Annotated in this window: 26 protein-coding genes; 1 reads left to right on the top strand and 25 read right to left on the bottom strand. The window is 39.6% G+C overall.

The genetic code is table 11. The annotated features are described in order from the left end of the window. Nucleotides 1–667: 667 nt before the first annotated feature. The 25 genes from LKD20_RS03785 to ylxM form a co-directional block, all read right to left on the bottom strand. Nucleotides 668–1,843, bottom strand: coding sequence for an MFS transporter (locus LKD20_RS03785; RefSeq protein WP_227720954.1), 1,176 nt, complete (start codon nt 1,841–1,843; stop codon nt 668–670). A 221-nt stretch (nt 1,844–2,064) separates the two neighbouring features. Then, nucleotides 2,065–2,961 carry a protein translocase subunit SecF gene (gene secF / locus LKD20_RS03790; RefSeq protein WP_005387361.1) on the bottom strand — a complete coding sequence of 299 codons (897 nt, stop codon included), beginning with the start codon at nt 2,959–2,961 and terminating at the stop codon, nt 2,065–2,067. Further along, nucleotides 2,958–4,232 (bottom strand): protein translocase subunit SecD, encoded by a 1,275-nt coding sequence (gene secD, locus LKD20_RS03795; RefSeq protein ID WP_005387360.1) that lies wholly within the window; start codon nt 4,230–4,232, stop codon nt 2,958–2,960. The genes secF and secD overlap by 4 nt, the downstream gene beginning before the upstream one ends. 21 nt (nt 4,233–4,253) lie before the next feature. Further along, nucleotides 4,254–4,820, bottom strand: coding sequence for a 5-formyltetrahydrofolate cyclo-ligase (locus LKD20_RS03800; RefSeq protein WP_227720955.1), 567 nt, complete (start codon nt 4,818–4,820; stop codon nt 4,254–4,256). Beyond that, nucleotides 4,820–5,110 (bottom strand): preprotein translocase subunit YajC, encoded by a 291-nt coding sequence (gene yajC, locus LKD20_RS03805; RefSeq protein WP_005387358.1) that lies wholly within the window; start codon nt 5,108–5,110, stop codon nt 4,820–4,822. Before yajC ends, LKD20_RS03800 begins: the two co-directional genes overlap by 1 nt. Nucleotides 5,111–5,187: 77 nt before the next feature. Next, the gene (tgt, locus tag LKD20_RS03810) at nt 5,188–6,303 is read right to left on the bottom strand and encodes a tRNA guanosine(34) transglycosylase Tgt (RefSeq protein ID WP_227720956.1); all 1,116 of its coding nucleotides are present in this window, start codon (nt 6,301–6,303) and stop codon (nt 5,188–5,190) included. A gap of 8 nt (nt 6,304–6,311) precedes the next feature. Then, nucleotides 6,312–7,337 (bottom strand): tRNA preQ1(34) S-adenosylmethionine ribosyltransferase-isomerase QueA, encoded by a 1,026-nt coding sequence (gene queA / locus LKD20_RS03815; RefSeq protein ID WP_227720957.1) that lies wholly within the window; start codon nt 7,335–7,337, stop codon nt 6,312–6,314. An 11-nt stretch (nt 7,338–7,348) separates the two neighbouring features. Then, nucleotides 7,349–8,953 carry a SpoIID/LytB domain-containing protein gene (locus tag LKD20_RS03820; RefSeq protein ID WP_227720958.1) on the bottom strand — a complete coding sequence of 535 codons (1,605 nt, stop codon included), beginning with the start codon at nt 8,951–8,953 and terminating at the stop codon, nt 7,349–7,351. Between the two features lie 2 nt (nt 8,954–8,955). Beyond that, nucleotides 8,956–9,960, bottom strand: coding sequence for a Holliday junction branch migration DNA helicase RuvB (gene ruvB / locus LKD20_RS03825; protein ID WP_005387352.1), 1,005 nt, complete (start codon nt 9,958–9,960; stop codon nt 8,956–8,958). A gap of 2 nt (nt 9,961–9,962) precedes the next feature. After that, complete coding sequence (ruvA, locus tag LKD20_RS03830) at nt 9,963–10,571, bottom strand: Holliday junction branch migration protein RuvA (protein WP_119206519.1); 609 nt, start codon at nt 10,569–10,571, stop codon at nt 9,963–9,965. After that, nucleotides 10,571–11,065 carry a crossover junction endodeoxyribonuclease RuvC gene (gene ruvC / locus LKD20_RS03835; protein WP_005387349.1) on the bottom strand — a complete coding sequence of 165 codons (495 nt, stop codon included), beginning with the start codon at nt 11,063–11,065 and terminating at the stop codon, nt 10,571–10,573. The genes ruvA and ruvC overlap by 1 nt, the downstream gene beginning before the upstream one ends. A 202-nt stretch (nt 11,066–11,267) precedes the next feature. Beyond that, entirely contained in the window at nt 11,268–12,005 is a 738-nt protein-coding gene (locus LKD20_RS03840) for a YebC/PmpR family DNA-binding transcriptional regulator (RefSeq protein WP_005387348.1), read from the bottom strand. 9 nt (nt 12,006–12,014) lie between these two features. Next, nucleotides 12,015–12,587: an RNA methyltransferase gene (locus LKD20_RS03845; protein ID WP_227720959.1), complete on the bottom strand. Its 573-nt coding sequence runs from the start codon at nt 12,585–12,587 to the stop codon at nt 12,015–12,017. A 40-nt stretch (nt 12,588–12,627) separates the two neighbouring features. Beyond that, complete coding sequence (locus LKD20_RS03850; protein WP_227720960.1) at nt 12,628–13,929, bottom strand: glutathionylspermidine synthase family protein; 1,302 nt, start codon at nt 13,927–13,929, stop codon at nt 12,628–12,630. Nucleotides 13,930–13,943: 14 nt separating this feature from the next. After that, entirely contained in the window at nt 13,944–14,504 is a 561-nt protein-coding gene (locus LKD20_RS03855) for a hypothetical protein (RefSeq protein WP_005387344.1), read from the bottom strand. Between the two features lie 11 nt (nt 14,505–14,515). Then, on the bottom strand, nt 14,516–14,947 hold the full coding sequence (locus tag LKD20_RS03860) for a DUF350 domain-containing protein (RefSeq protein WP_004695577.1): 432 nt from the start codon (nt 14,945–14,947) through the stop codon (nt 14,516–14,518). A gap of 10 nt (nt 14,948–14,957) precedes the next feature. Beyond that, nucleotides 14,958–16,028 (bottom strand): hypothetical protein, encoded by a 1,071-nt coding sequence (locus LKD20_RS03865; RefSeq protein WP_005387343.1) that lies wholly within the window; start codon nt 16,026–16,028, stop codon nt 14,958–14,960. Between the two features lie 76 nt (nt 16,029–16,104). After that, the gene (locus LKD20_RS03870) at nt 16,105–16,758 is read right to left on the bottom strand and encodes an NAD(P)H-binding protein (RefSeq protein ID WP_005387342.1); all 654 of its coding nucleotides are present in this window, start codon (nt 16,756–16,758) and stop codon (nt 16,105–16,107) included. Beyond that, nucleotides 16,755–17,585 carry a tRNA (guanosine(37)-N1)-methyltransferase TrmD gene (gene trmD / locus LKD20_RS03875; RefSeq protein WP_005387341.1) on the bottom strand — a complete coding sequence of 277 codons (831 nt, stop codon included), beginning with the start codon at nt 17,583–17,585 and terminating at the stop codon, nt 16,755–16,757. Before trmD ends, LKD20_RS03870 begins: the two co-directional genes overlap by 4 nt. Before the next feature lie 119 nt (nt 17,586–17,704). After that, nucleotides 17,705–18,202, bottom strand: coding sequence for a ribosome maturation factor RimM (gene rimM / locus LKD20_RS03880; RefSeq protein WP_005387340.1), 498 nt, complete (start codon nt 18,200–18,202; stop codon nt 17,705–17,707). Continuing rightward, nucleotides 18,202–18,609, bottom strand: coding sequence for a YlqD family protein (locus LKD20_RS03885; RefSeq protein WP_005387339.1), 408 nt, complete (start codon nt 18,607–18,609; stop codon nt 18,202–18,204). The genes rimM and LKD20_RS03885 overlap by 1 nt, the downstream gene beginning before the upstream one ends. A 14-nt stretch (nt 18,610–18,623) precedes the next feature. Beyond that, nucleotides 18,624–18,851: a KH domain-containing protein gene (locus tag LKD20_RS03890; RefSeq protein WP_005387337.1), complete on the bottom strand. Its 228-nt coding sequence runs from the start codon at nt 18,849–18,851 to the stop codon at nt 18,624–18,626. Between the two features lie 21 nt (nt 18,852–18,872). Next, a complete protein-coding gene (gene rpsP, locus LKD20_RS03895; protein WP_004695565.1) occupies nt 18,873–19,136 on the bottom strand; it encodes a 30S ribosomal protein S16 in 264 nt (87 codons plus the stop codon). Nucleotides 19,137–19,195: 59 nt separating this feature from the next. After that, nucleotides 19,196–20,548, bottom strand: coding sequence for a signal recognition particle protein (gene ffh / locus LKD20_RS03900; protein WP_005387335.1), 1,353 nt, complete (start codon nt 20,546–20,548; stop codon nt 19,196–19,198). Next, on the bottom strand, nt 20,538–20,873 hold the full coding sequence (ylxM, locus tag LKD20_RS03905) for a YlxM family DNA-binding protein (protein ID WP_005387334.1): 336 nt from the start codon (nt 20,871–20,873) through the stop codon (nt 20,538–20,540). Before ylxM ends, ffh begins: the two co-directional genes overlap by 11 nt. 283 nt (nt 20,874–21,156) lie before the next feature. On the opposite strand from ylxM, the gene LKD20_RS03910 reads away from it, so the two are divergent. After that, nucleotides 21,157–22,482, top strand: coding sequence for an FAD-containing oxidoreductase (locus LKD20_RS03910; RefSeq protein WP_005387333.1), 1,326 nt, complete (start codon nt 21,157–21,159; stop codon nt 22,480–22,482). The last annotated feature ends 80 nt before the right edge of the window (nt 22,483–22,562 follow it).

A 22,562-nucleotide genomic window follows, 5' to 3' on the forward strand; every position in this document is an offset into this window, starting at 1 on the left:
TAAGCACGCCGCCAGCGTTCGTCCTGAGCCAGGATCAAACTCTCCAAGATATCTTGAAGCTATTTGAATAGCTCATTATTTGTTGTCGTTACATTTAAGTAACTTTGAATTATGGTTGGTTTTGACTATGTCAAAACCCGCACTCTGGCATATGTTCAATCATATGATTGATTACCTATCATTGTTCAGTTTTCAAAGATCTGTACCAGTTTCCACGACCTCTTTCGAAGTGTTTCATCAACTGGCGACTTGATTATTCTATCAAGTTCAGCTCATTCCGTCAAGCACTTTTTCAAAACTTTTTTAGAAGTTTTTTGCTTGTCGTTTGTGCTGTGTCCTAACGACTTGTATAAGTATAGCATAAATAAAAATATCGTCAACACATAAAGTGGCCATTTTTACAACTTCATTTTATTTTCACTACACATTTCAAAAATTACTTCTAATTTCGACAAATTTAAGGATTTAAATTTTATAACACTATTTTCTCTTTTATCTTTATTCATATTATTTTTAAGTACTATCTTATAAACCTATAAGCTTATAACTGTTTGATAAAAGAAAAATCCTTAGAACATACCATAAAATACATTCTAAGGATTGATTATTATATTGTGTCTAATAGTCTAATACGGTTAGTAGCTTTTACTATATCACTATATTTGTTTTACAGTTCTAGAGGCGTATACCTCTTTATCCATATATGATATAAAGCCAACGCTACAATCATTGTCACCGCTGTAAACATATAAAGATACTGATATCCTACAGCACTAGCTAACAGAGCAAGAATGACAGATCCCGCCCCCACACTTATATCTAATGCTAAAAAATATGTTGCTGTCGATACCCCAGCCCGTTCTATTGGTGCTGATTTAATGGCTAACGCTTGAAATGCTGGTTGTGCTGCACCATAACCTAAACCTAACAAAGGGGCCGTTAATATTATGGTTAATGGCGTAGTAGCTATTCCTAACGCTAATAGTCCTAGTATAAAGAGTACTAGGCCTGGGCAGATAATATATTTAGAGCCATACCGAGCATATGCTTTTCCTACTAGAGGTCGACTGATTATGATCATTACAGCAAAGATAGCAAAAAATGCACTGCCCCAAATACCAGAACCCATACTATTTAACTCAATGGGAATAAATACTAACACACCAGAATAGGTAAAGCCAATAAACAGTCCCATTAAAGCCCAAGGCAAACTTCTTTTTTCAATAAATTGAGATATATGCCACCCTTTGTGAGTAGATGGTTTAGGCATTGCTAATTCTTTTGATAAGGGAATACTATTACTCAATACTAGGACTAACCCTGTCATAATAGTTAAGAAAAGATAGAGAGCTATACTACCATATGAAGCAAGTGCATATAAGCCTATTGCAGGCCCCAACACCATTGCCACATTCGAAAAGATAGCAAACATATTGATGCCCTCCCCCTTTCGATTAGGAGGTAACACCAATACCGCCAACGCCGCCATTACAGTTGTGCCTAAAGCAAATACAACACCATGTAGCCCCCGCAATACAAAGATGGCTTCTAAAGAGGTTGTAAAATTAAAGAGCCCCATAATGATGAAAAATAAAGCAGTTGATAGTAGTAATACAACTCGTTTGTTAAAGCCATCAATCAAGCGACCTGTAAAGAGCCTACATACAATTGTTCCTATTTGAAAATAGGTCATCGCTAATCCCGCATCTAAATCACTTCCACTTAATTCAGAGGTTATAACTATTGGCAAGGCTGCTACGAGAACATATTGTGTCATATATAAAATGCCACTGCTTATACCATAGTTTATAAAAGCAGGGCTCCATAATCGATTTGAATCCATTTATCTATCCCCTTTTCAACATTGTGTTACTTTGCTATTTTACGCCCCATATACAAAGAATTCAATAAGTATAGACCTTACTATATACATATCCTATACATATATGTATGAGTTATCCATGGTAATAATTTATTAGTAGATGATACATAAAAAGAACCTCTCTGAATATAATACAGAGAGGTTCTTATACTTTTACCAACAATAGGTAAAAGCATTATATATTATTGTTGATTGCGGATATCGTTTTTGTTGCGACTCTTCCACATAACCCATAAGGATGTAGCTACGCAGATAGAGGAGTACGCACCACTAGCGAAACCAATAATCATACAAAGAGCAAAGTTCTTCGTAGTGTCCCCACCGAATAAATAAAGGGATACACAGGCAAACATAACGGTAGCCAATGTATAGAAACTACGGTGAATACTTTGTGTAATAGACGCATTCGCAAGATCTGCAAATGTGTCAGAACGTTTATGTGTATGTGTATTTTCACGAACACGGTCAAAGATAACTACAGATTCATTCATGGAGTAACCTACAACCGTAAGAATAGCCGCCAAGAAAGACGCATCAATTTCTAATTGGAAATAAGAGAATACACCAAGAACCATAATCAAATCATGGAAAATTGCAACGAGAGCAGAAATAGCAACTTTATATTCAAAGCGATAAGAAATATATAATGCTAATGCCGCAAACGCTATAACAAGATTTAACAACGCATGTTCTGTAACTTCAGAACCAATTACAGCACCTACAGTTTCAATACGTTTAACTGTATTGTTACCGATAGATTTAGTCAAAGATTCAATCACAGCGGCACTTTCACTAGGCTCAAGATTACGTGTACGAATCATTACGTCTTCGCCCGCTGTATCACCAGTAGTATCGCCAGAAAGCTGAATTTGTGCGTTTTCAAGATTATATTCTTTTAATACGTCACGAACTTGACTAACCTCTACAGGTTGATCAAATACAACTTCAACAATCGTACCACCAGTATAATCAATACCAAAGTTAAAGCCTTTAGTAAAGATGGAAATCAAACTGATAATAACAAGTGTGGAGGAAATAGCAAACCACCAACGATGATGCTTAATTACGTCTAATGTCATTTGCGTTTACCTCCTTTCAAAGATTTTGGTGCAAATGCGTCAGCACTTGTGCTTGGAGAGATATTCGCACCAAACCAGAATGGATGGTTCGTAAAGTTACAGTCAATAAGTAAGCGTAATAAGAAATGGCTCACAGTAATCGCTGTGAACATACTTACAACAACACCTACGCCTAAGCTGATAGCGAAACCTTTTACAGGGCCAGAGCCTAAGATTGTCAAGATAGCAGCAGTAATGATAACGGATACGTTCGCATCTGTAATTGTTGCTAAAGCACGACTGAAACCAGCTTCCATGGCTACACGCATGGACTTACCGGAGAACACCTCTTCTTTGAAACGTTCAAAGATAAGAATGTTCGCATCTACAGCAACACCCATGGATAAGATAATACCAGCGATACCTGGCAATGTCATAGTCGCATTAAAGCCTTTACCTAATACGAGCAATAAGAGCATAACATATACAAGTAATGCAATATTAGCTACGATACCAGAAAAACGATATAAAATAACCAAGAAAATCATGATCATTGCAATACCGGCACTAAAGGCTACAACAGATTTATCCTTGGAGTCTTGACCCAAAGAAGGACCAACTGTACGCACTTCCAATACATTAATTTTAACAGGCAATGCACCAGAACGTAATAAAATAGCCAAGTCTTTAGCTTCTTCTAAACTTTGACTACCAGAAATTGTTGCTTTACCACCTGTAATAGCTTGTTGTACTACAGGATTAGTCAATTCTTTACCATCCAATGTAATGGCAATACGACGACCAATATTTTTAGATGTTAAATCAGCAAACTTCTTAGCCCCTTCATCGCTTAATTCAATAGCAACGAGTGGTTGTTTATTTTGACCTAACTCTTCTTTTGCATCTTTTAAATCATCACCAGTCATAACAGTTTGACCTTGGTCGTTTTTAAATTCCAAGACCGCTGTCTTACCGATACGTTTAATCGCTTCGTCAGGATCTTTTACACCTGGCAATTCGATGATAATACGACGAGCACCTTCACGTTGTACTAATGGTTCAGACAAACCCATTTCATTAATACGACGCTCTAAGATTTGCTTCGCCCGTTCCACTGCATCATTGTCAGCTGTACCAGTCGCAGAGTCTTCTGCTTCCAATACGATGTGCGTACCACCTTGCAAGTCTAGGCCTTGTTTCAAAGAGCCTGCTAATGGTTGAATAAAATACGCAAATAATCCAATGATGGCAGCAATGACTACTAAAAACTTGATAATAGCTTTACCGTTCAAAATAGTTGCTCCCTTCTACTACTATACGCAATGTATAACGCCTTGCTCCGTTACAATTTTGCTCATCCGTTGGTCCAGTTCATCCATTGGGATTGGTGTATCCCACAATTGTACTGACCAGCATACGCCCATAAATGTACGTGGTGAAAGTTCCTTGAGAAATCGATCATAATACCCATTCCCCATCCCCATGCGACCGCCTTGACGGTCAAAGCCAGCACCAGGCACTAAAATCAAATCCAAGTCATGTGGATTAATAACCTCGTATGGCTCAGAGGGAATGCGTATATTTAACACACCCCGAGTGATAGATTCTAGAGACTTAAGACGAACGGCAATCATCGTCGTCTTATCTGTACATACTGGAACATATACGGATTTACCATGTCCTAAAGCATGACGAATAACATCGTCTAAATTGGCCTCCTTAGGCATCGCTAAATAGGCCATAATGCTATTAGCTGATTTATATTCAGGAGTATTGACGATTTGCTCCGTCAACATAGGTGTCCATCTATGACAATCAGCAACGGATAAAGCAGCGCGCTGGGCCTTGCACGCCCGGCGCACTGCTTCCTTTGTATTCATTATTTTTCTTCCTTGTTTTTCTTGGAAAGAACGTTAGCAATTGCAGAACGTGCAAATGTTAACTCTACTTTTTCAGATACTTGAACCTTTACTTTTTCATCGTCAAGTTCAACGATTTCGCCATAAATACCGCCGATAGTAACGATTTTTTGACCTTTCTTCAAGCTGCCTAACAAATTAGCGCGCTCTTTTTGTTGTTTCTTTTGTGGACGCCACAATAAGAAATAAAAAATTACGACCATCAACAAAATAGGCCAGCTAGTTTGCAACACTTGTAAAATATCTTCCATTTTATCCTCCTAGTGTAATAAATATGTTTTTCTTTTCTAGTATAGCCACCTAATATAGATTTGACTAGACTTAATTACTATTTTTTAAAGCTATCCCAAAATTGCATTCTAAATTGTGGGAACCGATCTTCTAAGATGGCTTGTCTCATTTGACGCATAAACTCAAGCAAGAAGTAAAGATTATGGTATGTTACGAGACGCAATGCCAAAATTTCTTCCGCCTTATACAAGTGACGAATATAAGCACGAGAATAATTTTTACATGTATAACATTGGCAGCCTTCTTCTAACGGGCCCCAATCATGAGCAAACTGCGCATTTCGAATATTAAGGCGACCATTCCAAGTCATGGCCATCCCATTTCGAGCAACTCGTGTAGGATATACGCAGTCGAACATATCAATACCACGTGCTACGCCTTCTACAAGGCAATCCGCCGTACCAACGCCCATTAAATAACGAGCCTTGTTAGTTGGCAATAGTGGCGTAGTATATTCTAAGATTTCATTCATCAAATCATGAGGTTCCCCAACGGATAAGCCACCAATACTATAGCCTTCAAAGTCCATAGCTACAAGCTCTTCCGCACTTTGTTTGCGCAAGTCTTTGTACATACCACCTTGGACAATACCAAACATTCCTTGACAGTCATGGGCTTTACGAGCCTCTTGGCAACGATGAGCCCAACGTGTGGTACGCGCTGTTGAGCGTTTCGCATAATCATGGTCCGCAGGATACGGAATACATTCATCAAAGGCCATCGCAATATCAGAACCTAATTGCTCTTGTACCTTTGTTGCCACCTCTGGAGATAAAAACTGTTTAGACCCATCAATATGAGATCTAAAGGTTACACCCTCCTCAGTAATCTTACGCATATCGCCTAAGCTAAATACTTGGAAGCCACCGCTATCAGTTAAAATAGCTTGATCCCAGTTCATAAATTTATGTAAGCCACCTGCTTCTTCTACGAGTTCAGGACCAGGACGAAGGAATAAATGGTACGTGTTGCTCAAGATGACTTGAGAACCCATCGCCTTTAATTCCTCAGGCGTCATAGTTTTAACTGTAGCTTGTGTACCTACAGGCATAAACATAGGCGTTTGGAAGGTACCATGTGGCGTATGCAATAAACCAGCACGAGCCCCCGTGTGAGGACATGTCTTTTGTAATTCATAAGTAATACTCGGCATAGTCCCTCCTAACGTATAAACATAGCATCGCCAAAGCTAAAGAAACGATAACGTTCGCGTACAGCTTCTTCGTAGGCCGCTAAACAATGTTCACGACCAGCCAATGCACTAATCAACATTAATAATGTAGATTGAGGCAAGTGGAAATTCGTTACCAACGCATCAATCATCTTAAATTTATAGCCAGGATAGATGAAGATTTGTGTCCATCCACTAATGCCTTGTAGGACACCATCATCATTGGTAGCCGACTCAAGGGTACGCACAGAAGTAGTACCTACCGCAATAATACGGCGTCCGTTTCGCTTAGCTGCATTAATACGATCAGCTGTATCTTGAGATACCACGAAGAACTCACTATGCATTTCATGGTCCTCAATTGTCTCTGCTGATACAGGTCTAAATGTTCCAAGACCAACATGCAAAGTAACAAATTCTAGCTCTACACCTTTCGCTTTTATCTTTTCTAATAGTTCAGGTGTAAAGTGAAGCCCTGCTGTTGGAGCTGCAGCTGAACCTTTCTCCTTAGCATAAACGGTTTGATAACGATCTTTATCTTCTAGCTTCTCATGAATATATGGAGGTAATGGCATTTCACCGATTTCTTGTATCACATCATCAAATACACCATCGCAAGTGAATTCAATGATACGACCTCCAAACTCAGTTTTATCTATAACGGTCCCACTTAATCGGTCATCAAATTCGATAACTTGACCAATAGGACATTTTTTACCAGGTTTAACAAGGCATTCCCAGCGATTTTCACCACATGGTGTGAGGAGCAATACCTCAACCTTGCCACCAGAGCCTTGACGTTGGCCATATAATCTCGCAGGAATAACCTTTGTATTATTAAATACAAGTACATCCCCCTCGTGAAGTTCATCTAGCAAATCGTAAAAATGCTCTTTATGCGCAACCTCACCTGTAACCTTGTCTAAGGTCAACAGTCTCGCTGTATCACGAGGATCTACAGGATGTTGAGCAATTAGTTCCTCTGGTAATTCATAATCAAAATCTGTAACTTTCATCGCAATCCTTATTAGTACATTTTCTTTAATGTAATGCCACTATAGTAGTGACGCAAAATAGTTTGGTAATAATTTGTATCCCCTGGTGTCGCACGCTTAGCCATTTCTGCAGCGCCCCATTGAGACATACCAAGACCATGTCCCCAACCGTGGCCTTTAATATAGACAGTATCATTGCTACCAGTAAAATTATGATACGCCTTACCCGTACCTTTAGCTGGGTTATAATTTACATAAAAATCAAATAGTGTTGATTTCAAGCCTAAAATACTGCGTAAAGAATCTCCATCAATGGTCGTTTTGCCAGAGGTACCTATGAAAGTAGCACTCTTAATTCGGCCAGATACACCGCGGTCAGATGTTTGTTGACCTGGCTTGCCAAGAGGTGTCAATTGAATGCTCTTTAATTTACCAACCCCTTTACTAGCTGCGTTAAGCTTACTTTCAAGGGCCTGACGAGAAGTAGTCACTATCCAGTTCGATGTAGATGTGCCAGTACTAAAATCCTTTACACCTTTCAAATACGGTACATCGCTACCCCAAACATTGACGCTATCTTCAGTATAACCGCCACCATCAGAATGGAATAAAGCATTAATAGGGCGTTGATTATATAACATAACCATACCCTTTGTTTTATTAACTGCATTTGTGGTAGCTTGCGTTTCACCACTAACCCCATTATAGACTTGGTGATCTGTGGACGTACTTACATCATACAGTTTACCTTTATTCTCTTCCATAGTATGAAGAGCATAAGTTCGAGCAGCTACAGCTTGTGCTTCTAGTGCAGCTGCTGGCCAAGATGGAACGACTTCTTGCGGAACTACGCCGTAAAGATAATCTTCAAGAGGTACAGAATTAATGACCATCATCTTTCCATTATTAGCACGTAATGTAAGTCCTCCACGATAGCCTTTGCCTTCAAACAAGAATGGTGCATCACTATTAGCTGGTTTTAATGTAACTACCGTATCAATAGCTTTGCCATTAACAGCAATTTTACCACTTCGAATACCAACAGAGGTTCCACGGTTTGCACTGATTGTGCTAACTTGACCATTAGCACTATTTAACACAACCATATTAGCAGTAGATGTAACTGTAGCATCGGAACTGCGACTACCCAATAACACGCGTACATTTGGTACATTTTCTACACGCTCCGTAGCAGGTGTAACAACAGACCCTACTTTATTACGCGTAATAGCAGCCGTATTAGCTTTAATACTATTGGCATCAGAAGTTTTTACAGCCTTAGAGGCAGCAGGCTTTACCGTTGTAGCCTTGGCACTAGTAACTGTAGATTTTGCAACAGGCTTTTGCGTAGATACTTTTTGAGCCGTTGCTGCAGCCTTAGTTGCATTTGACTTTACAGTCACTTTTGCCACAGGCTTTGGAGCCGGTTTAGTTACAAGTGGTCGAAAAGTTGACCGCTTCGTCGTATTTACTTTCGATACATTTGTTGTAGATACTGTTGATTTCGGCGTTGGCTTTTTAGTCACTACTGCACTTTTATGTTGCAATGTAGCCCCTTGTGCAACAGATGCACCGCCAATATTTACACCTAAAAACAAAGTTGCCATTATCATCAATTGTAATCGTTTCGTTTTCATTGTTATTTCCCTGTCTGTGAAATACCTAAATGCTCATAGGCAAGTTTAGTAGCCACCCTCCCACGCGGTGTACGTCCTAAAAATCCTAATTGCATCAAATATGGTTCATACACATCTTCGATGGTATCTCTCTCTTCGCTGATAGCTGCCGCAATAGTATCTATTCCTACCGGACCTCCATCATACTTTTCAATAATACACTCCAACACACGTCGATCGATTCGATCGAGCCCTTCTTTGTCAATATATAAACGCTGTAACGCATCATCTGCAATACTTTGAGTGATAACCCCATCACCTATGACTTGTGCAAAATCACGTACCCGTTTAAGTAGACGATTTGCGATACGCGGCGTTCCCCTCGAACGTCGTGCAATTTCGCTAGCCCCAGTCGGCTCAATACCAATATGGAGTATTTCTGCCGCCCGAGTCACAATAAACTCTAATTCCGGTTGTTTATAATATTCCAACCGGTTAATAATCCCAAAGCGGTCCCTTAATGGTGCCGCCAAAGCCCCCGCCCGTGTTGTGGCACCTACCAAAGTAAACTTTGGCAAATCAATACGCACCGTTCGAGCACTTGGGCCCTTACCGATGATAATATCAATTGCATAGTCCTCCATAGCAGAGTACAATACTTCCTCTACACTGCGAGACAAGCGATGAATTTCATCGATAAATAATACATCATGATCATCTAAATTCGTTAAGATCGCAGCCAAGTCGCCAGACTTTTCAATGGCAGGACCAGAGGTTATGCGAAAATTAACACCCAATTCATTCGCAATAATACCTGCCAGTGTAGTCTTCCCAAGACCTGGTGGACCATACAGCAATACATGGTCTAATGCTTCACCACGCTGCTTTGCAGCTTGAATATACACATTTAGATTGCCTTTAGCCTCTTCTTGACCTACATACTCGTTAAAGAACTTTGGTCGTAGGCTATATTGCCACATATCTTCTTCGTGCTCGCCATTTCCGACAAGGCGTACTTCTTCGTTCATCCTTATCGTCCTTTCCCAAGCTCAATCAAGCTGACCTTAATCAACTCAGATACATCGCGCTTACCATCATCTAAAGACTCTACAATGTCAGCCACATCTCGTTCTGAATAACCTAGCGACACAAGAGCCTCAATAGCCTCACCGGTAGCACCACTAGCGGCAACGCCAATCGGCTGTATAGCTGCTGGTGATTCTGCAGATATATGTGTCATCTTCGCTAACTTATCCTTTAGTTCAAGAACAAGTCGCTCTGCAGATTTCTTCCCAATACCAGGTAACTTTGTTAATTGCTGTACCTGGCCATTGATAACAGCTAATTTGAAAGCCTCTGGTGTCATGCCAGACAAAATGCCAAGCCCCACCTTAGGCCCTATACCAGAAACAGAAATGAGTAAAATAAACAACTCATACTCCTCTTCCGTCCAAAAGCCATAGAGTTGCATCGCATCTTCACGTACGTTGAGATACGTGAATAGCGTTGCCTCATGACCTTCAATCAATTGTTGTCGCGTAGTGGTCGGCACATATACACGATACCCTACGCCATGTACATCTACGTAACAAGACTCTTTAAAGAGATGTGTTACGATACCCCGTACATACCCTATCATTATACCAACCTCTTCAATCTATCATTGTGAGAACTATGAGCCGTACAAATAGCGACAGCCAATGCATCTGCCGTATCATCGGGCTTAATTTTCTCACGAATCCCCAAAATATTCATTGTCATATAAATGACCTGATTCTTATCAGCCTTGCCGTAACCTGTAACGGCTTGCTTGATTTGTAGCGGTGTATATTCGTAAATAGGAATACGCTGTTGTTCAGCCGCTAATAAGATAACACCACGTGCTTGACCGACCTTGATGGCCGTCGTTACATTGCGGTTGAAGAATAATTCTTCTACCCCGAACTTATCAGGCTTGAATTCCTCTAGAATATCACTTAGGTCATTAAATAAAATTTCCAACCGCTGTGAATCTGTTAATTCCTTAGGAGTTGTAATAGCCCCATAGGCTACAGGTGTTAATTTGCTCCCCTTCACGTCAATAATGCCATAACCGCATATAGCCGTGCCTGGGTCAATACCTATAATTCGCACCTTAACCCCCTTAGTTTAAAAATGAGATAAGCTGTCGCCTACCTCCATTACATAATCTATTTTATTATAGCACAATACCACATCGAAGTTCATGAATTTCCATAGAAAATTTATAAGAAACTCATTAATTTTCATATTCCCAATAGTTCCCTAAAAAATACATAAAAAAGGAGCACCTTTAACGTGCTCCTTATAATAATAATTATTCTTCTTCGTCGTCTGGCAAGATACCATTGTGATATACGTTTTGTACATCATCAAGATCATCCAATACGTCGAGCATTTTTTGCATTTTTACAGCATCATCACCAGTCAACTCAATAGTTGTATCTGGAATCATGGTAATTTTAGCTACTTCTGTTTCAATGCCCGCATCAGCAAGAGCTGCCTCTACAGCATCATAGTCTTCAGGAGTAGTATAAATTTCAAATACATCATCTTCAGACTTAAGATCTTCTGCACCTGCTTCAAGAGCAAGCATAGTCAATTCATCTTCATCATGACCTTCTTTATCGATAACGAAAACGCCTTTAGATTTGAACATCCAGCCTACACAGCCGCTTTCACCAAGATTACCACCTTGTTTAGAGAACGCGTGACGCACATCAGCAGCCGCACGGTTACGATTATCCGTCATAACCTCTACAGTAACAGCTACACCTGCTGGACCATAACCTTCATATACGATTTCTTCGTATGCGTTCATATCCGTAGCGCCAACGCCCTTATCGATAGCACGTTGAATATTATCCTTAGGAATATTGTTTTCACGAGCTTTTTGTAAAGCCAATTTCAAACGCATATTACCTGTTGGATCGGCACCACCCATACGTGCTGCTACAGTAATTTCACGACCGATTTTCGTAGCCAATTTAGCCTTCAATGCATCGGTTTTACCTTTTTTATGTTTAATATTTGCCCATTTTGAATGTCCTGACATAGACGCCTCCTATTTATTCCACCATGCTTCGCCCCGCAGCCGATCAAGGATAATCGATACAGCACTACGCACAGATAAATGATTGTATTCACCATGGCCATATATAGGTTCTAAAATATAGTCAAAGCTTTCCATCGTTTCTTTTGTCATACCATAACCGGTACCAAATAATACTAACACAGGGCGCCCCTCATTTTCAAGATGTTCACGCATCCGTGCATAGGAAATTGTATTATCATAGGTACGCGCATCTGTTGTCGCCACAATAGGTTTCATACCTTCTAGGTCTTCAATCATTCGCACTACTACTGCAATAGAGTTAACCAACTCCACGCCGGTGAAAGCATCCTTGCGATCTGGATTGTAAGTAGAACCAAATCCAGATTTCCAATGTTCCATGATGGTGCGCACCAACTCACGCTGAGCAGGTATATTGTGAATCACAAAATATTTAGATACATCATAGGTAATAGATGCTCGTGCAATATCGTGAATATCATAATTTGTAATGGCCGTCGTAATGACCTCTTTATGCTTGTTCATAATTGGATAATGAACAAGTCCAATATATAAATTAGCCAAAGCCCTATATCTCCACAACAATAAAAAATACAAAATAAAATTAATCGATTAAAAGCGGTACAAAATAAGCTTCAGTACCGGCAATCTCTTCTGGAGAAAAACGACAACCGACTGCAGAAGCTTGATCGCCAAGCATAAAGCAAGATAATGTCAAACAGCCTTCTTTCGTACCACTATCTACGGTATGAGTAAAGTGTTTCTGCTTAATAAAGTCCTGATACATAACCTTTTTACTGTCCCGACAAACTATATCATCATAGTTATCTACAAATTTCTCCATGTATAGTTCAGCTTGATTTCCACGTTTTTGAACAACCTGAATATTTCGCCCTTCACGGCCCCAAATTTCCTTTTGAATATAAAGTCCATCATCAAGGTTCGAGAAATCACTTTCAAAATAGGACGGCGTCAAATAGCGCTCGATAATATCTCGCTCAGGGGCAGTAAAAAATTGGTTTGTTAAGTATAGAGCATACACTAAGGACATAAACGATTTATTCTGTAAAATAATCGCCTCTGGTGGATTAAATAGATTAAAGCGGTATTCATTATACAAATCTAAAAACATTTCACCTAGTGGTTCACCATCTGCTGTAGTTTCATCAATCAATAGTTCCATGGGATGTAAACGATACAGGTTGGCTGCATGACCACCGTCAGATAATAGAATACCCTCATCATCAATGACCATATCATAAAAGGATAGGAATCGAACATCTGCTTCTGGGCATGCTGATTTCATAGCCTGTAAGAGAAACTGTGTAGTTCCATAGTCCTCTAAATAATCATGAAAGCACCCGAAAACAAAGGGTTCTGTTTCATTATCCGTCATCATATTATGTTGTTTATTAGTCACACTATATTTTTTACGAGATGTTCCTTCATATACGCGTTTCAAAAAACGTTCAAGTTCATTATAAGCATCTATATTAGGATCTACTTTATCGAAATATCGTGCCGCTACACCATTAGCATAATAGCTTTCAATTAGAAAGCAGGGTGTATCCGCATTAATCTCGACCATGCGCAATTGTCCTCTATCATCAAGGACAAAGTCAAATCGAGATAACCATGTAGGTAAGCCCAATGGATTCCCACGATGTAAATAGGGAATCAAATTTTCGGGCATATCCATATTGAGAGCAAACTCATCAGGTGCCTGTTGAAATACCTTAGCGGCTTTACAAAATATTTGAAATAACATGCGCGACGCATGTCGAATTTCATCATAAAAATCAGCCGGAAAAGATTGTGTAGAAAGCGCAGGATACCGATCATCATAGCCCTCATAATCTACAAAGGGCAATATATTCGTATCAAGTTCATCTATATACGATTTCATAATATCGGCCTCCATTAGGAACTACTAGAACGTACACCTGCACTACCAAAACCAGACTTTTGACCTATAGAAGAGGCTTTTTGACTTCTACGCTTCTCATAGTCTTTATACGTACGTCGTCCTAAAGAACTATGCGTATTTGAACCTGTTGTTGTATATACATTAGGCTCCTCATAGGGTTTTAAAGGGGCTGCCACACGATAGGTCATAGTTCTTCCATCCATACGCGCTGTAGGTGGATTAAATCCATGAAAAATATAGTAGCCTGCTGCAATACTAGGTAACAGCCCCGCTAAACCAGCGTCCCATACTAAATTTCCACTAGTGTCGCGGTGAAAGGTAACAGACCGGTTATCATCATATAAAGCTGTTTCTTTACCATCTCCATGGTTTAATAGAGAATAACGATTACCTTGATTATCCTTTAATCGAACTTCCCCGTCATTTGCTTCAGGATAGATTTTATCACATACAACATAAGCAATGTCATTCCAGTATGAATACACACCAACGAGGCCCGCTACAGCGGCAAAAGCACTCGTTATGTATAGAGTTTTCTTACTTGGCTTATACATAGGACACTCCCTTAGTGCACAGCACCACTAACAACGAGAGCAAGACCTACAAAGATACCAAATACGAGGATACCCGCTGCAGTATTACCACGCATAATCTCTTCAGATAAATTATATTTTCGATGCCATAAATTAATAAACATATAGCCTGTTACAAACAATATAATGCCTAAAATAGCATATACGATACTGGCCACCACACCATGCAATAAAGATGTATCAGCAGTAGTCACTACAGGAGACATGATGACAGCGCGCAAAATTTCACCAATACCGATAAATGAACCCGCTGAGAGCCATGCTACAGCACAGTTACCACGTTTAATTTCTTCGCTGAATTTGCCGGGTACAAAGAAATCAATAACAGTATTAGCTGTTAACATTAGAAAAATCCCAAAACAAGCATAAAAAATCGTCAATAATACATCTGGTATATAAATCATAATAAGCCTCCTAATAATATAATTTTGTATTGGATGTGTTATTAGAGTTGCTGGTAGGATACAACCGTTCGCGTCCCGTATTATCCCCTAGTCGAACCATAGTCGCATAGTTATCGAGTATATGAGAGCTGATTAATGTACGATCAATAATTTTCCAATCCTCTTGTGTCAATTTTGATTGTTCACATACCTTAACCTTAGTTTGTCCATCCGTATTGGTAATGATATACACCAAGTCCCCAGAATAAAATACAATAACTTCATGTCCCTCTTCTAAGTTGTCCCGCTCATTTTTAATATCACCATTCACAGAATCAATCAAATCTAATGCGGTGCTAACAGGGTCCAACGAAGACGTGTATACATAATCGCCATCCGAATCTGTTTTTGTATAATATGCAGATGTGTCATGCATATGTTCTTTTGCCGTATAAGGCACTCCAAACATAGCGCGTATACTATGCCAAGACAAATCATTGTCCGACCAAAACAGAAATAGTAAAAATAATACACCGATCCCTATAGAAGTAGCAACTCCTTCAAAGCGTTTTTTCAGCCGTTGATTCCGTTTCTTTTTACTAATAGCATTAGCTTCTGCATCATTACAGAGACGAATATTCCTCAAAGGAACACGTGCCCCTTCGGCGAACATCTTCTCCCCTTTAAACCAATTCTCTTCAAAGAATACGCTAGCACCACCTTCACAGGGCAATTGATATTCCTTATACCCAGCTCGATCACCTACGGACGCACCACTATCACCATCTACAGCTACAACCTTTTCTAAACCGATTTGATGTAATGTAAATCCTTTCGGAACACGCTTACGATAGGATGTTCTAGATACAGTGCACCACACATTGTCATTGTACTCAATGGTAACCCATATTTTATCAGTTCCCTCAATAGCCTCTAGGCCATATTCATGCCAATAATCACCAGGAGACTTTTGCATAGATGGCTTAGCCTTATAGACTTGTTCCTGATCAGCTTTTGGAATAATCTCATTATATTTAATTTTTTCAGTTATTACATAACGGCTGCCCTGAACCTCAAGGACATCGTAACAATTAAACTCCATAAACAACCTCGTTAGAGTAGCAATAACCTATATATGCGTCTAAACTACTCTCTCTCCTAAACGGGATTTAATGAAATTAAGCTTTAAAATAGCCTGCACGTTCATGAATCGTTTCATTTTCAATAATAGAAATACCATATTGTTGCCCCATGGTAGCTGTTACAAGAACCTTAGCTACATCAGCAGTTTTTACAGGCTCTTGACTCATTAATACACGTGCTTTATTGATGACCCCAAATACAGCACAGCTAATACGTTCTACCAATTTAGGTTCTTCTCGAATCAAGGTAGCTGGACGAGCAATAACAATTGCTTCAAATGGAAGTTCTAAGATGACATCTTCCAATTGTCCTTTCATAGACAGATAAAAGAATTTCGATTTTGGGTTCGCCCCTAAAGAGGACACTAATCCATATTTTTTTACTCCATTTTGAGCTGCAATGCGAGCCATTTCGTACTGGTAGGTATAATCGACTGTCCATTGTGCTTCTTTAGAGCCTGCTTGTTTACGATTTGTGCCCATAGCAGAGAATAAAATATCTCCTGTTACTAAGTGTGCCCATTCACGAGGTTCATCAAAATTAACAATATGAACGGTTACCTTTGGAGATGTATACGTAACTTGACGACGTACAAATACATGAATTTCTTGAATTTCATGATTATCAATCAATGATTCTACAATATGGCGACCTACTGCACCAGTAGCACCTAATACTAAAGCTTTCATACTTCACCTGTATTTCTTTCAGACTCTTCAGCAATAATCTCTTTTAAAAGTTTAACTTCTTCTTTTGTTAAAGGTCGTTCCAATAAATCGGGCCGCAATAATCGTGTCCGCTTTAAGGCTTCCTTTTGTCGCCAGGTAGCAATATTTTTGTGATGACCGCTACGCAATACATCAGGAACAGCCCATCCTCTGAATTCTGGCGGCTTTGTATATTGTGGACATTCTAATAAAGGCTCATAAAAGGAATCCTCTTGAGCACCACTAGCTGCGCCTAATACACCGGGTATCATACGAGCCACCGCATCAGCTACCACCATAGCAGGCAATTCACCACCAGTTAATACATAGTCACCAATGGAAATCGTTTCATCTACTAAATGTTCCTCTACGCGGTAGTCAACACCTTCATAATGGCCACAAATGAGGACTATTTGATCGTACATAGCTAGTTCACGAGCCTTCTCCTGTGTGAAAGGCTGGCCTGTAGGTCCCATGAAAATAATTCGACGTCGTATACTTTCACTAGGATTACCAATGAGACTCATTTCATCACACATCTCATCTGTAGAATAGGCGCTATTAGTTTCGCTATCATATTGAGCAATAACAGATTCTACCGCTTCAAAGATGGGCGGTGCCATCATAAGCATACCCGCACCGCCACCATACGGCGTATCATCTACTTGACCATGTTTATTATGACTAAAGTCCCGAGGATTAATTACGCCCATAGATAAGCGTTCCGCTTCGATAGCCCGTTTTATGATGGAATGACTAAAAAAAGCATCAAAAAACTCAGGAAATAAAGATACGATATCGATACGCATAGACCGTCCTCTGTACTTATTAACTCACATAAACTCATTAGCATTATCTATATATAGCTATATTATATAACTTTTATCATAATATACCTATATGTAGATAAAAAAAACCGCCTAAAGGATTATATCCATTCAGGCGGATCTACGATCATCAATTTATTCTCCACATCGATGTCTTTAACGACCTCTTCAATGGCTGCAAATAATTGATCTGGTTCCCCATCTTTAGAAACCACATAGACATCATTAGCACCAGGTTGCAACACATCAGTAACCGTACCAAGCACGTTACCTTTAGTGTCTTGAACCTCAAGACCGATGATATCAAAAATGTAGTAGCGACCTTCTGGCAATTCTACCAAATCTTCACGACGGACTTGAATTGCTTTCTTACTGAATAATTCAGCCGTGTTACGATCAGGAATTTCCTTAAAGGATGCTAGTACAAATTGCTTATGAAATCGTGCGGATGCAACGTGGTATTCTTTACCATCGATGTAACAGGCATCCATATGCATAAACCGTTCTGGAAAATCGGTTTGAGGCATAATACGAAGATCACCCCGCACGCCGTGCGGGGCGATGATAACACCTATTGTGATGAAATCGTTATGTTTCATTATTGACGAAACGCAACGATTTTACCGTCTTCTAATAGGATTTCAGCGCCCATCATGGCATCCAAATCATCCCCGATTTTAACGGTAACTGTTTGCTCTAAAGTACCTTGAGGAATTTCAGTTCCCAAAGCTAAACCTTGAGCGTCTTTCAATTTAGCTGTTACTTCTTCTTTGAAAGCCAAGCGTTTATTTTTTTCTTCGTCGATTTGTTGACGAATAGCAGTAAGACTTGTTGCATCAACTTTAGCTGCATCAGCTAAAATACGTTGGGCTTGAAACTCAATTGCTTCCAAATCTTTATTCACCATATCAAGGCGAGTTTCAAGATCGGATACAATTTTCGCTTTCAAGTCTTCTGTTACTTTTGCTTTTACTGCTACAGGGACACGTAATGTCATTTCTTCCATTGGAATACTCCCTTTTAGACAATATCAACAGATATCTTTTTGTTCTCTTTAATAGCCGCCGCTTTCACCACAGCGCGAATCGCCTTCGCAATTCGTCCTTGCTTTCCGATGACTTTGCCCATATCCTCTGGGGCTACGTGAAGTTCGTAAATCTCCATGTTTCCCTTTTGGACCATGGTAACAGATACGGCATCAGGCTGCTTCACTAATGATTTCGCAATTAATGAAATTAATTCTATCATCACAGTATGCCTCTCTATTAATTACTTTTTAGCGTCAGCAAATTTTTGCATAACGCCTTGTTTTTTGAACAAGGAGCGAACAGTGTCAGTAGGCTGAGCACCTTTAGCTAACCAAGCCAAAGCTTTTTCTTCGTCTACATTAACGATAGCTGGTTGTTTAGTAGCATCATATTGACCAATAGTGTCAACAGGACGACCTTCACGTGGAGCACGTGCGTCAGCAACAACGATACGGTAGAAAGGAGCTTTTTTAGCACCTAAACGAGTCAAACGAATTTTTAACATGTGAAATTCACCTCCTTATACTGATGTGGGTGGACAGGTTCAGCGCCCCTGCCCATGTATTACATAAACGGTAATTTAGGCATTCCTGGGAAGCCGCCCTTACCGCCACGTAAACCTTGCATGCGCTTCATCATCTTCCGCGCTTCCTCAAATTGTTTCAACAAGCGATTTACATCTTGTACCTGAGTACCAGAGCCTAATGCAATACGCTTGCGGCGAGAACCATTAAGAATATTTGGATTTTCTCGCTCTGCTGCCGTCATAGATGTAATGATGGCCTCAATGCGGCGCACCTCTTTACTGTTCAAATCAAGGTCTTTCAATTGATCCTTAATTTGTCCCATGCCTGGCAACATACCAATAATATTTTGTAATGGCCCTAACTTTCTCACCTGATTCATCTGTTTCAAGAAATCATCCAAGGTGAAATTGTTTTTCGCCATTTTCTTAGCCATTTCACGAGCTTCTTCTTCATCGATAGCGCCTTGAACATTTTCAATCAATGTTTTAAAGTCACCCAAGTCAAGAATACGAGAAGCCATGCGGTCTGGATAGAATACATCGAAACCATCCATTTTTTCGCTCACACCAGTGAACTTAATTGGCAAGCCTGTTACAGCTTTGATGGATAATGCAGCACCACCGCGCGCATCACCATCGAGTTTAGTAAGGATAACACCATCAACGCCTAATTTTTCATTAAACGTTTGTGCTGTTGTTACCGCATCTTGACCGATCATGGAGTCTACAACGAGTAGAATTTCATGAGGTCGAACAGCGGCTTTAATATTGGATAACTCGTCCATGAGGACTTCGTCTATCGCCAAACGACCAGCTGTATCGATGATAACAACATCTTTCAACATATGCGTACTTTGCTCTACGGCACGACGCGCAATGTCTACTGGATTAGCACCAGGTGTTTCATCAGCAAATACGGGGATATCGATTTGCTTACCTACAACTTGCAATTGAGTAATAGCAGCTGGACGATATACGTCGGCAGCTACGAGCATTGGATGCTTACCTTGTTTGCGAAGGTATACTGCCAATTTACCAGCTGTTGTAGTCTTACCAGCACCTTGTAAACCAACGAGCATAATAATCGTTGGAGGCTTGCTAGAAATCATGATACGGCTTTGAGTACCGCCTAAGAGAGCTGTTAATTCGTCATTTACGATCTTAATAACCGTTTGGGCTGGATTCAAAGAACCGAATACCTCTTCCCCAAGGGCCTTTTCCTTGATGGACTTAACAAAATCCTTCGCAACCATAAAGTTAACGTCCGCTTCTAAAAGTGCCGTACGTACTTGACGCAACGCAAGATTGACATCTTCTTCTGTAATTTTGCCCTTCCCTTTTAAGGATTGAAAGGCTTCTTGCAGTTTTTCTGACAAGCTATCAAATGCCATAATATCCCTCCATTTGCGCCAATACTTGTTGTACCTTACTTTCAGCTAACACCTCTTTAGGCAAGGTTTCTTTCAACTGTGAAAGCAGTCCTTCACGCTGTTCATATTGTGCTACCAAGTGTAATTTAGATTCGTAATCGTTTAAAATGTGCCGAGCACGCTGTAAATTATCATGTACAGCCTGCCGTGATACACCTAATTCCTCAGCAATCTCGCCAAGGGACATATCGTCTTCGTGGTGAAGTTGTAAGGACATGCGTTGCTTGTCCGTCAATAATGGCCCATAGAAATCTAAGAGCAAACTTATAAGTACTCGTTCTTCCATTTCGCCACCTCCATCACTGTCAAGTCATATTACTTTACATATACTACAGCATAAAAAAAGATGTGTCAAGTAGAAATACTTAACACATCATTTAAATTATATATTACATCTGATATATGATTCACTTCGCTTAATAAAGACATTCATCAGTTGTAAATATTACTATAACAGACTTCATATATTATAATTGATAACAATTTTTATATTTTAACTTTTATATCTACTATAATGTGCTATAATATAAATATCTAATATTTTCAATATAAAAGATAGGAGGTATTTTATGAATACCAAACAATATGACCTTATCGTCCTAGGTTTCGGCAAAGCCGGTAAAACATTAGCAGCTAAATTTGGCTCTATGGGCAAATCTGTAGCTATGATTGAAGAAAACCCACTTATGTATGGTGGCACATGTATTAATATTGCATGTATCCCAACTAAAACGATGATTATAGCCGCATCAAAAGGCTTATCTTACGAGCAAGTATTAAACCAACGCGAGGTAGTTACATCTCGTTTACGCAATAAAAACTTCGGTATGTTAGACACAAATGAACATGTCGATGTATATACTGGACATGGTGAATTCATTAGTAATAAAGAAATCGCCGTTACCGCTGGGGAAGATAAAATCGTCTTATGTGGTGAAACAATTATTATTAACACTGGTGCTGTAGCGATTAAGCCTAATATTGATGGCATCGACACCGCAACAGGCTTCTATAATAGCACAGAAATTCAACAATTATCCTCTCAACCAAGTACACTAGGCGTCATTGGTGCTGGCCCTATCGGCCTTGAATTCGCTAGCCTATACGCTAAACTAGGTACAAAGGTAACAGTATTTAATATTGAATCTGGCATCTTAAAACGGGAGGAACCGATTGTACAAGAATTAGCTAATGAATACTTGACTGAGCAAGGCATCACTATTCTTAATGATGTAACATTAAACTCTGTATCTAATGATGGCAACAAACCTGTTATCACTGCAGATGGTCAAAACTATACCTTTGATGCTGTTCTCTATGCTACAGGTCGCAGACCGAATACTACAAATATTGGTTTAGAAAACACGGATATTACTACTAATGAACGCGGTGCAATCGTAGTAAATGATACTTGTGAAAGCTCCGTTCCAGGTGTATATGCTGTAGGCGATGTAAACGGTGGTCCGCAATTTACCTACATTTCTCTCGATGACTTCCGCATCGTATTTGGTGCACTTACAGGTAATGGTCACTATACATTAAAAGATCGCAAAAACATTCCTTACACCACCTTCTTAACACCTCCACTCGCTCGTGTTGGTCTTACAGAAGAGGATGCTATTAATAAAGGTTACACTGTTAAAACGAAGGAAATGCTTGTAGCCACTATGCCAAGGGCTCATGTAAATGACAACCTTAAAGGGGCTTTCAAAATTGTGGTAGATGCGGAAAGCAATTTAATCCTCGGTGCTACACTCTATTCCCAAAGTGCCGAAGAATTGATTAACATGATTAAAGTAGCTATGGATAACAACATTCCGTATACATATTTCAAGAACCAAATCTTCACACATCCTACAATGGCAGAAAATTTAAATGATCTCTGTAATTTCTAGGTAAGAATAGTAACTACATAATCTAATATAATAAATAAAAGAGTCTCCTTTAACTTGAATACATAAGTTAAGGGAGACTC

Origin of the sequence: Veillonella fallax (assembly GCF_020687175.1) — a bacterium.
GTDB classification, from domain to species: Bacteria; Bacillota; Negativicutes; order Veillonellales; family Veillonellaceae; genus Veillonella; species Veillonella fallax.

Coding starts and splice junctions, on each gene's coding strand:
- LKD20_RS03785 (WP_227720954.1), bottom strand. CDS start 1,843: ATGGATTCAAATCGATTATGGAGCCCTGCTTTTATAAACTATGGTATA.
- secF (WP_005387361.1), bottom strand. CDS start 2,961: ATGACATTAGACGTAATTAAGCATCATCGTTGGTGGTTTGCTATTTCC.
- LKD20_RS03800 (WP_227720955.1), bottom strand. CDS start 4,820: ATGAATACAAAGGAAGCAGTGCGCCGGGCGTGCAAGGCCCAGCGCGCT.
- yajC (WP_005387358.1), bottom strand. CDS start 5,110: ATGGAAGATATTTTACAAGTGTTGCAAACTAGCTGGCCTATTTTGTTG.
- tgt (WP_227720956.1), bottom strand. CDS start 6,303: ATGCCGAGTATTACTTATGAATTACAAAAGACATGTCCTCACACGGGG.
- queA (WP_227720957.1), bottom strand. CDS start 7,337: ATGAAAGTTACAGATTTTGATTATGAATTACCAGAGGAACTAATTGCT.
- LKD20_RS03820 (WP_227720958.1), bottom strand. CDS start 8,953: ATGAAAACGAAACGATTACAATTGATGATAATGGCAACTTTGTTTTTA.
- ruvB (WP_005387352.1), bottom strand. CDS start 9,960: ATGAACGAAGAAGTACGCCTTGTCGGAAATGGCGAGCACGAAGAAGAT.
- ruvA (WP_119206519.1), bottom strand. CDS start 10,571: ATGATAGGGTATGTACGGGGTATCGTAACACATCTCTTTAAAGAGTCT.
- LKD20_RS03840 (WP_005387348.1), bottom strand. CDS start 12,005: ATGTCAGGACATTCAAAATGGGCAAATATTAAACATAAAAAAGGTAAA.
- LKD20_RS03850 (WP_227720960.1), bottom strand. CDS start 13,929: ATGAAATCGTATATAGATGAACTTGATACGAATATATTGCCCTTTGTA.
- LKD20_RS03855 (WP_005387344.1), bottom strand. CDS start 14,504: ATGTATAAGCCAAGTAAGAAAACTCTATACATAACGAGTGCTTTTGCC.
- LKD20_RS03860 (WP_004695577.1), bottom strand. CDS start 14,947: ATGATTTATATACCAGATGTATTATTGACGATTTTTTATGCTTGTTTT.
- LKD20_RS03865 (WP_005387343.1), bottom strand. CDS start 16,028: ATGGAGTTTAATTGTTACGATGTCCTTGAGGTTCAGGGCAGCCGTTAT.
- LKD20_RS03870 (WP_005387342.1), bottom strand. CDS start 16,758: ATGAAAGCTTTAGTATTAGGTGCTACTGGTGCAGTAGGTCGCCATATT.
- trmD (WP_005387341.1), bottom strand. CDS start 17,585: ATGCGTATCGATATCGTATCTTTATTTCCTGAGTTTTTTGATGCTTTT.
- rimM (WP_005387340.1), bottom strand. CDS start 18,202: ATGAAACATAACGATTTCATCACAATAGGTGTTATCATCGCCCCGCAC.
- LKD20_RS03885 (WP_005387339.1), bottom strand. CDS start 18,609: ATGGAAGAAATGACATTACGTGTCCCTGTAGCAGTAAAAGCAAAAGTA.
- LKD20_RS03890 (WP_005387337.1), bottom strand. CDS start 18,851: ATGATAGAATTAATTTCATTAATTGCGAAATCATTAGTGAAGCAGCCT.
- rpsP (WP_004695565.1), bottom strand. CDS start 19,136: ATGTTAAAAATTCGTTTGACTCGTTTAGGTGCTAAAAAAGCTCCTTTC.
- ffh (WP_005387335.1), bottom strand. CDS start 20,548: ATGGCATTTGATAGCTTGTCAGAAAAACTGCAAGAAGCCTTTCAATCC.
- ylxM (WP_005387334.1), bottom strand. CDS start 20,873: ATGGAAGAACGAGTACTTATAAGTTTGCTCTTAGATTTCTATGGGCCA.
- LKD20_RS03910 (WP_005387333.1), top strand. CDS start 21,157: ATGAATACCAAACAATATGACCTTATCGTCCTAGGTTTCGGCAAAGCC.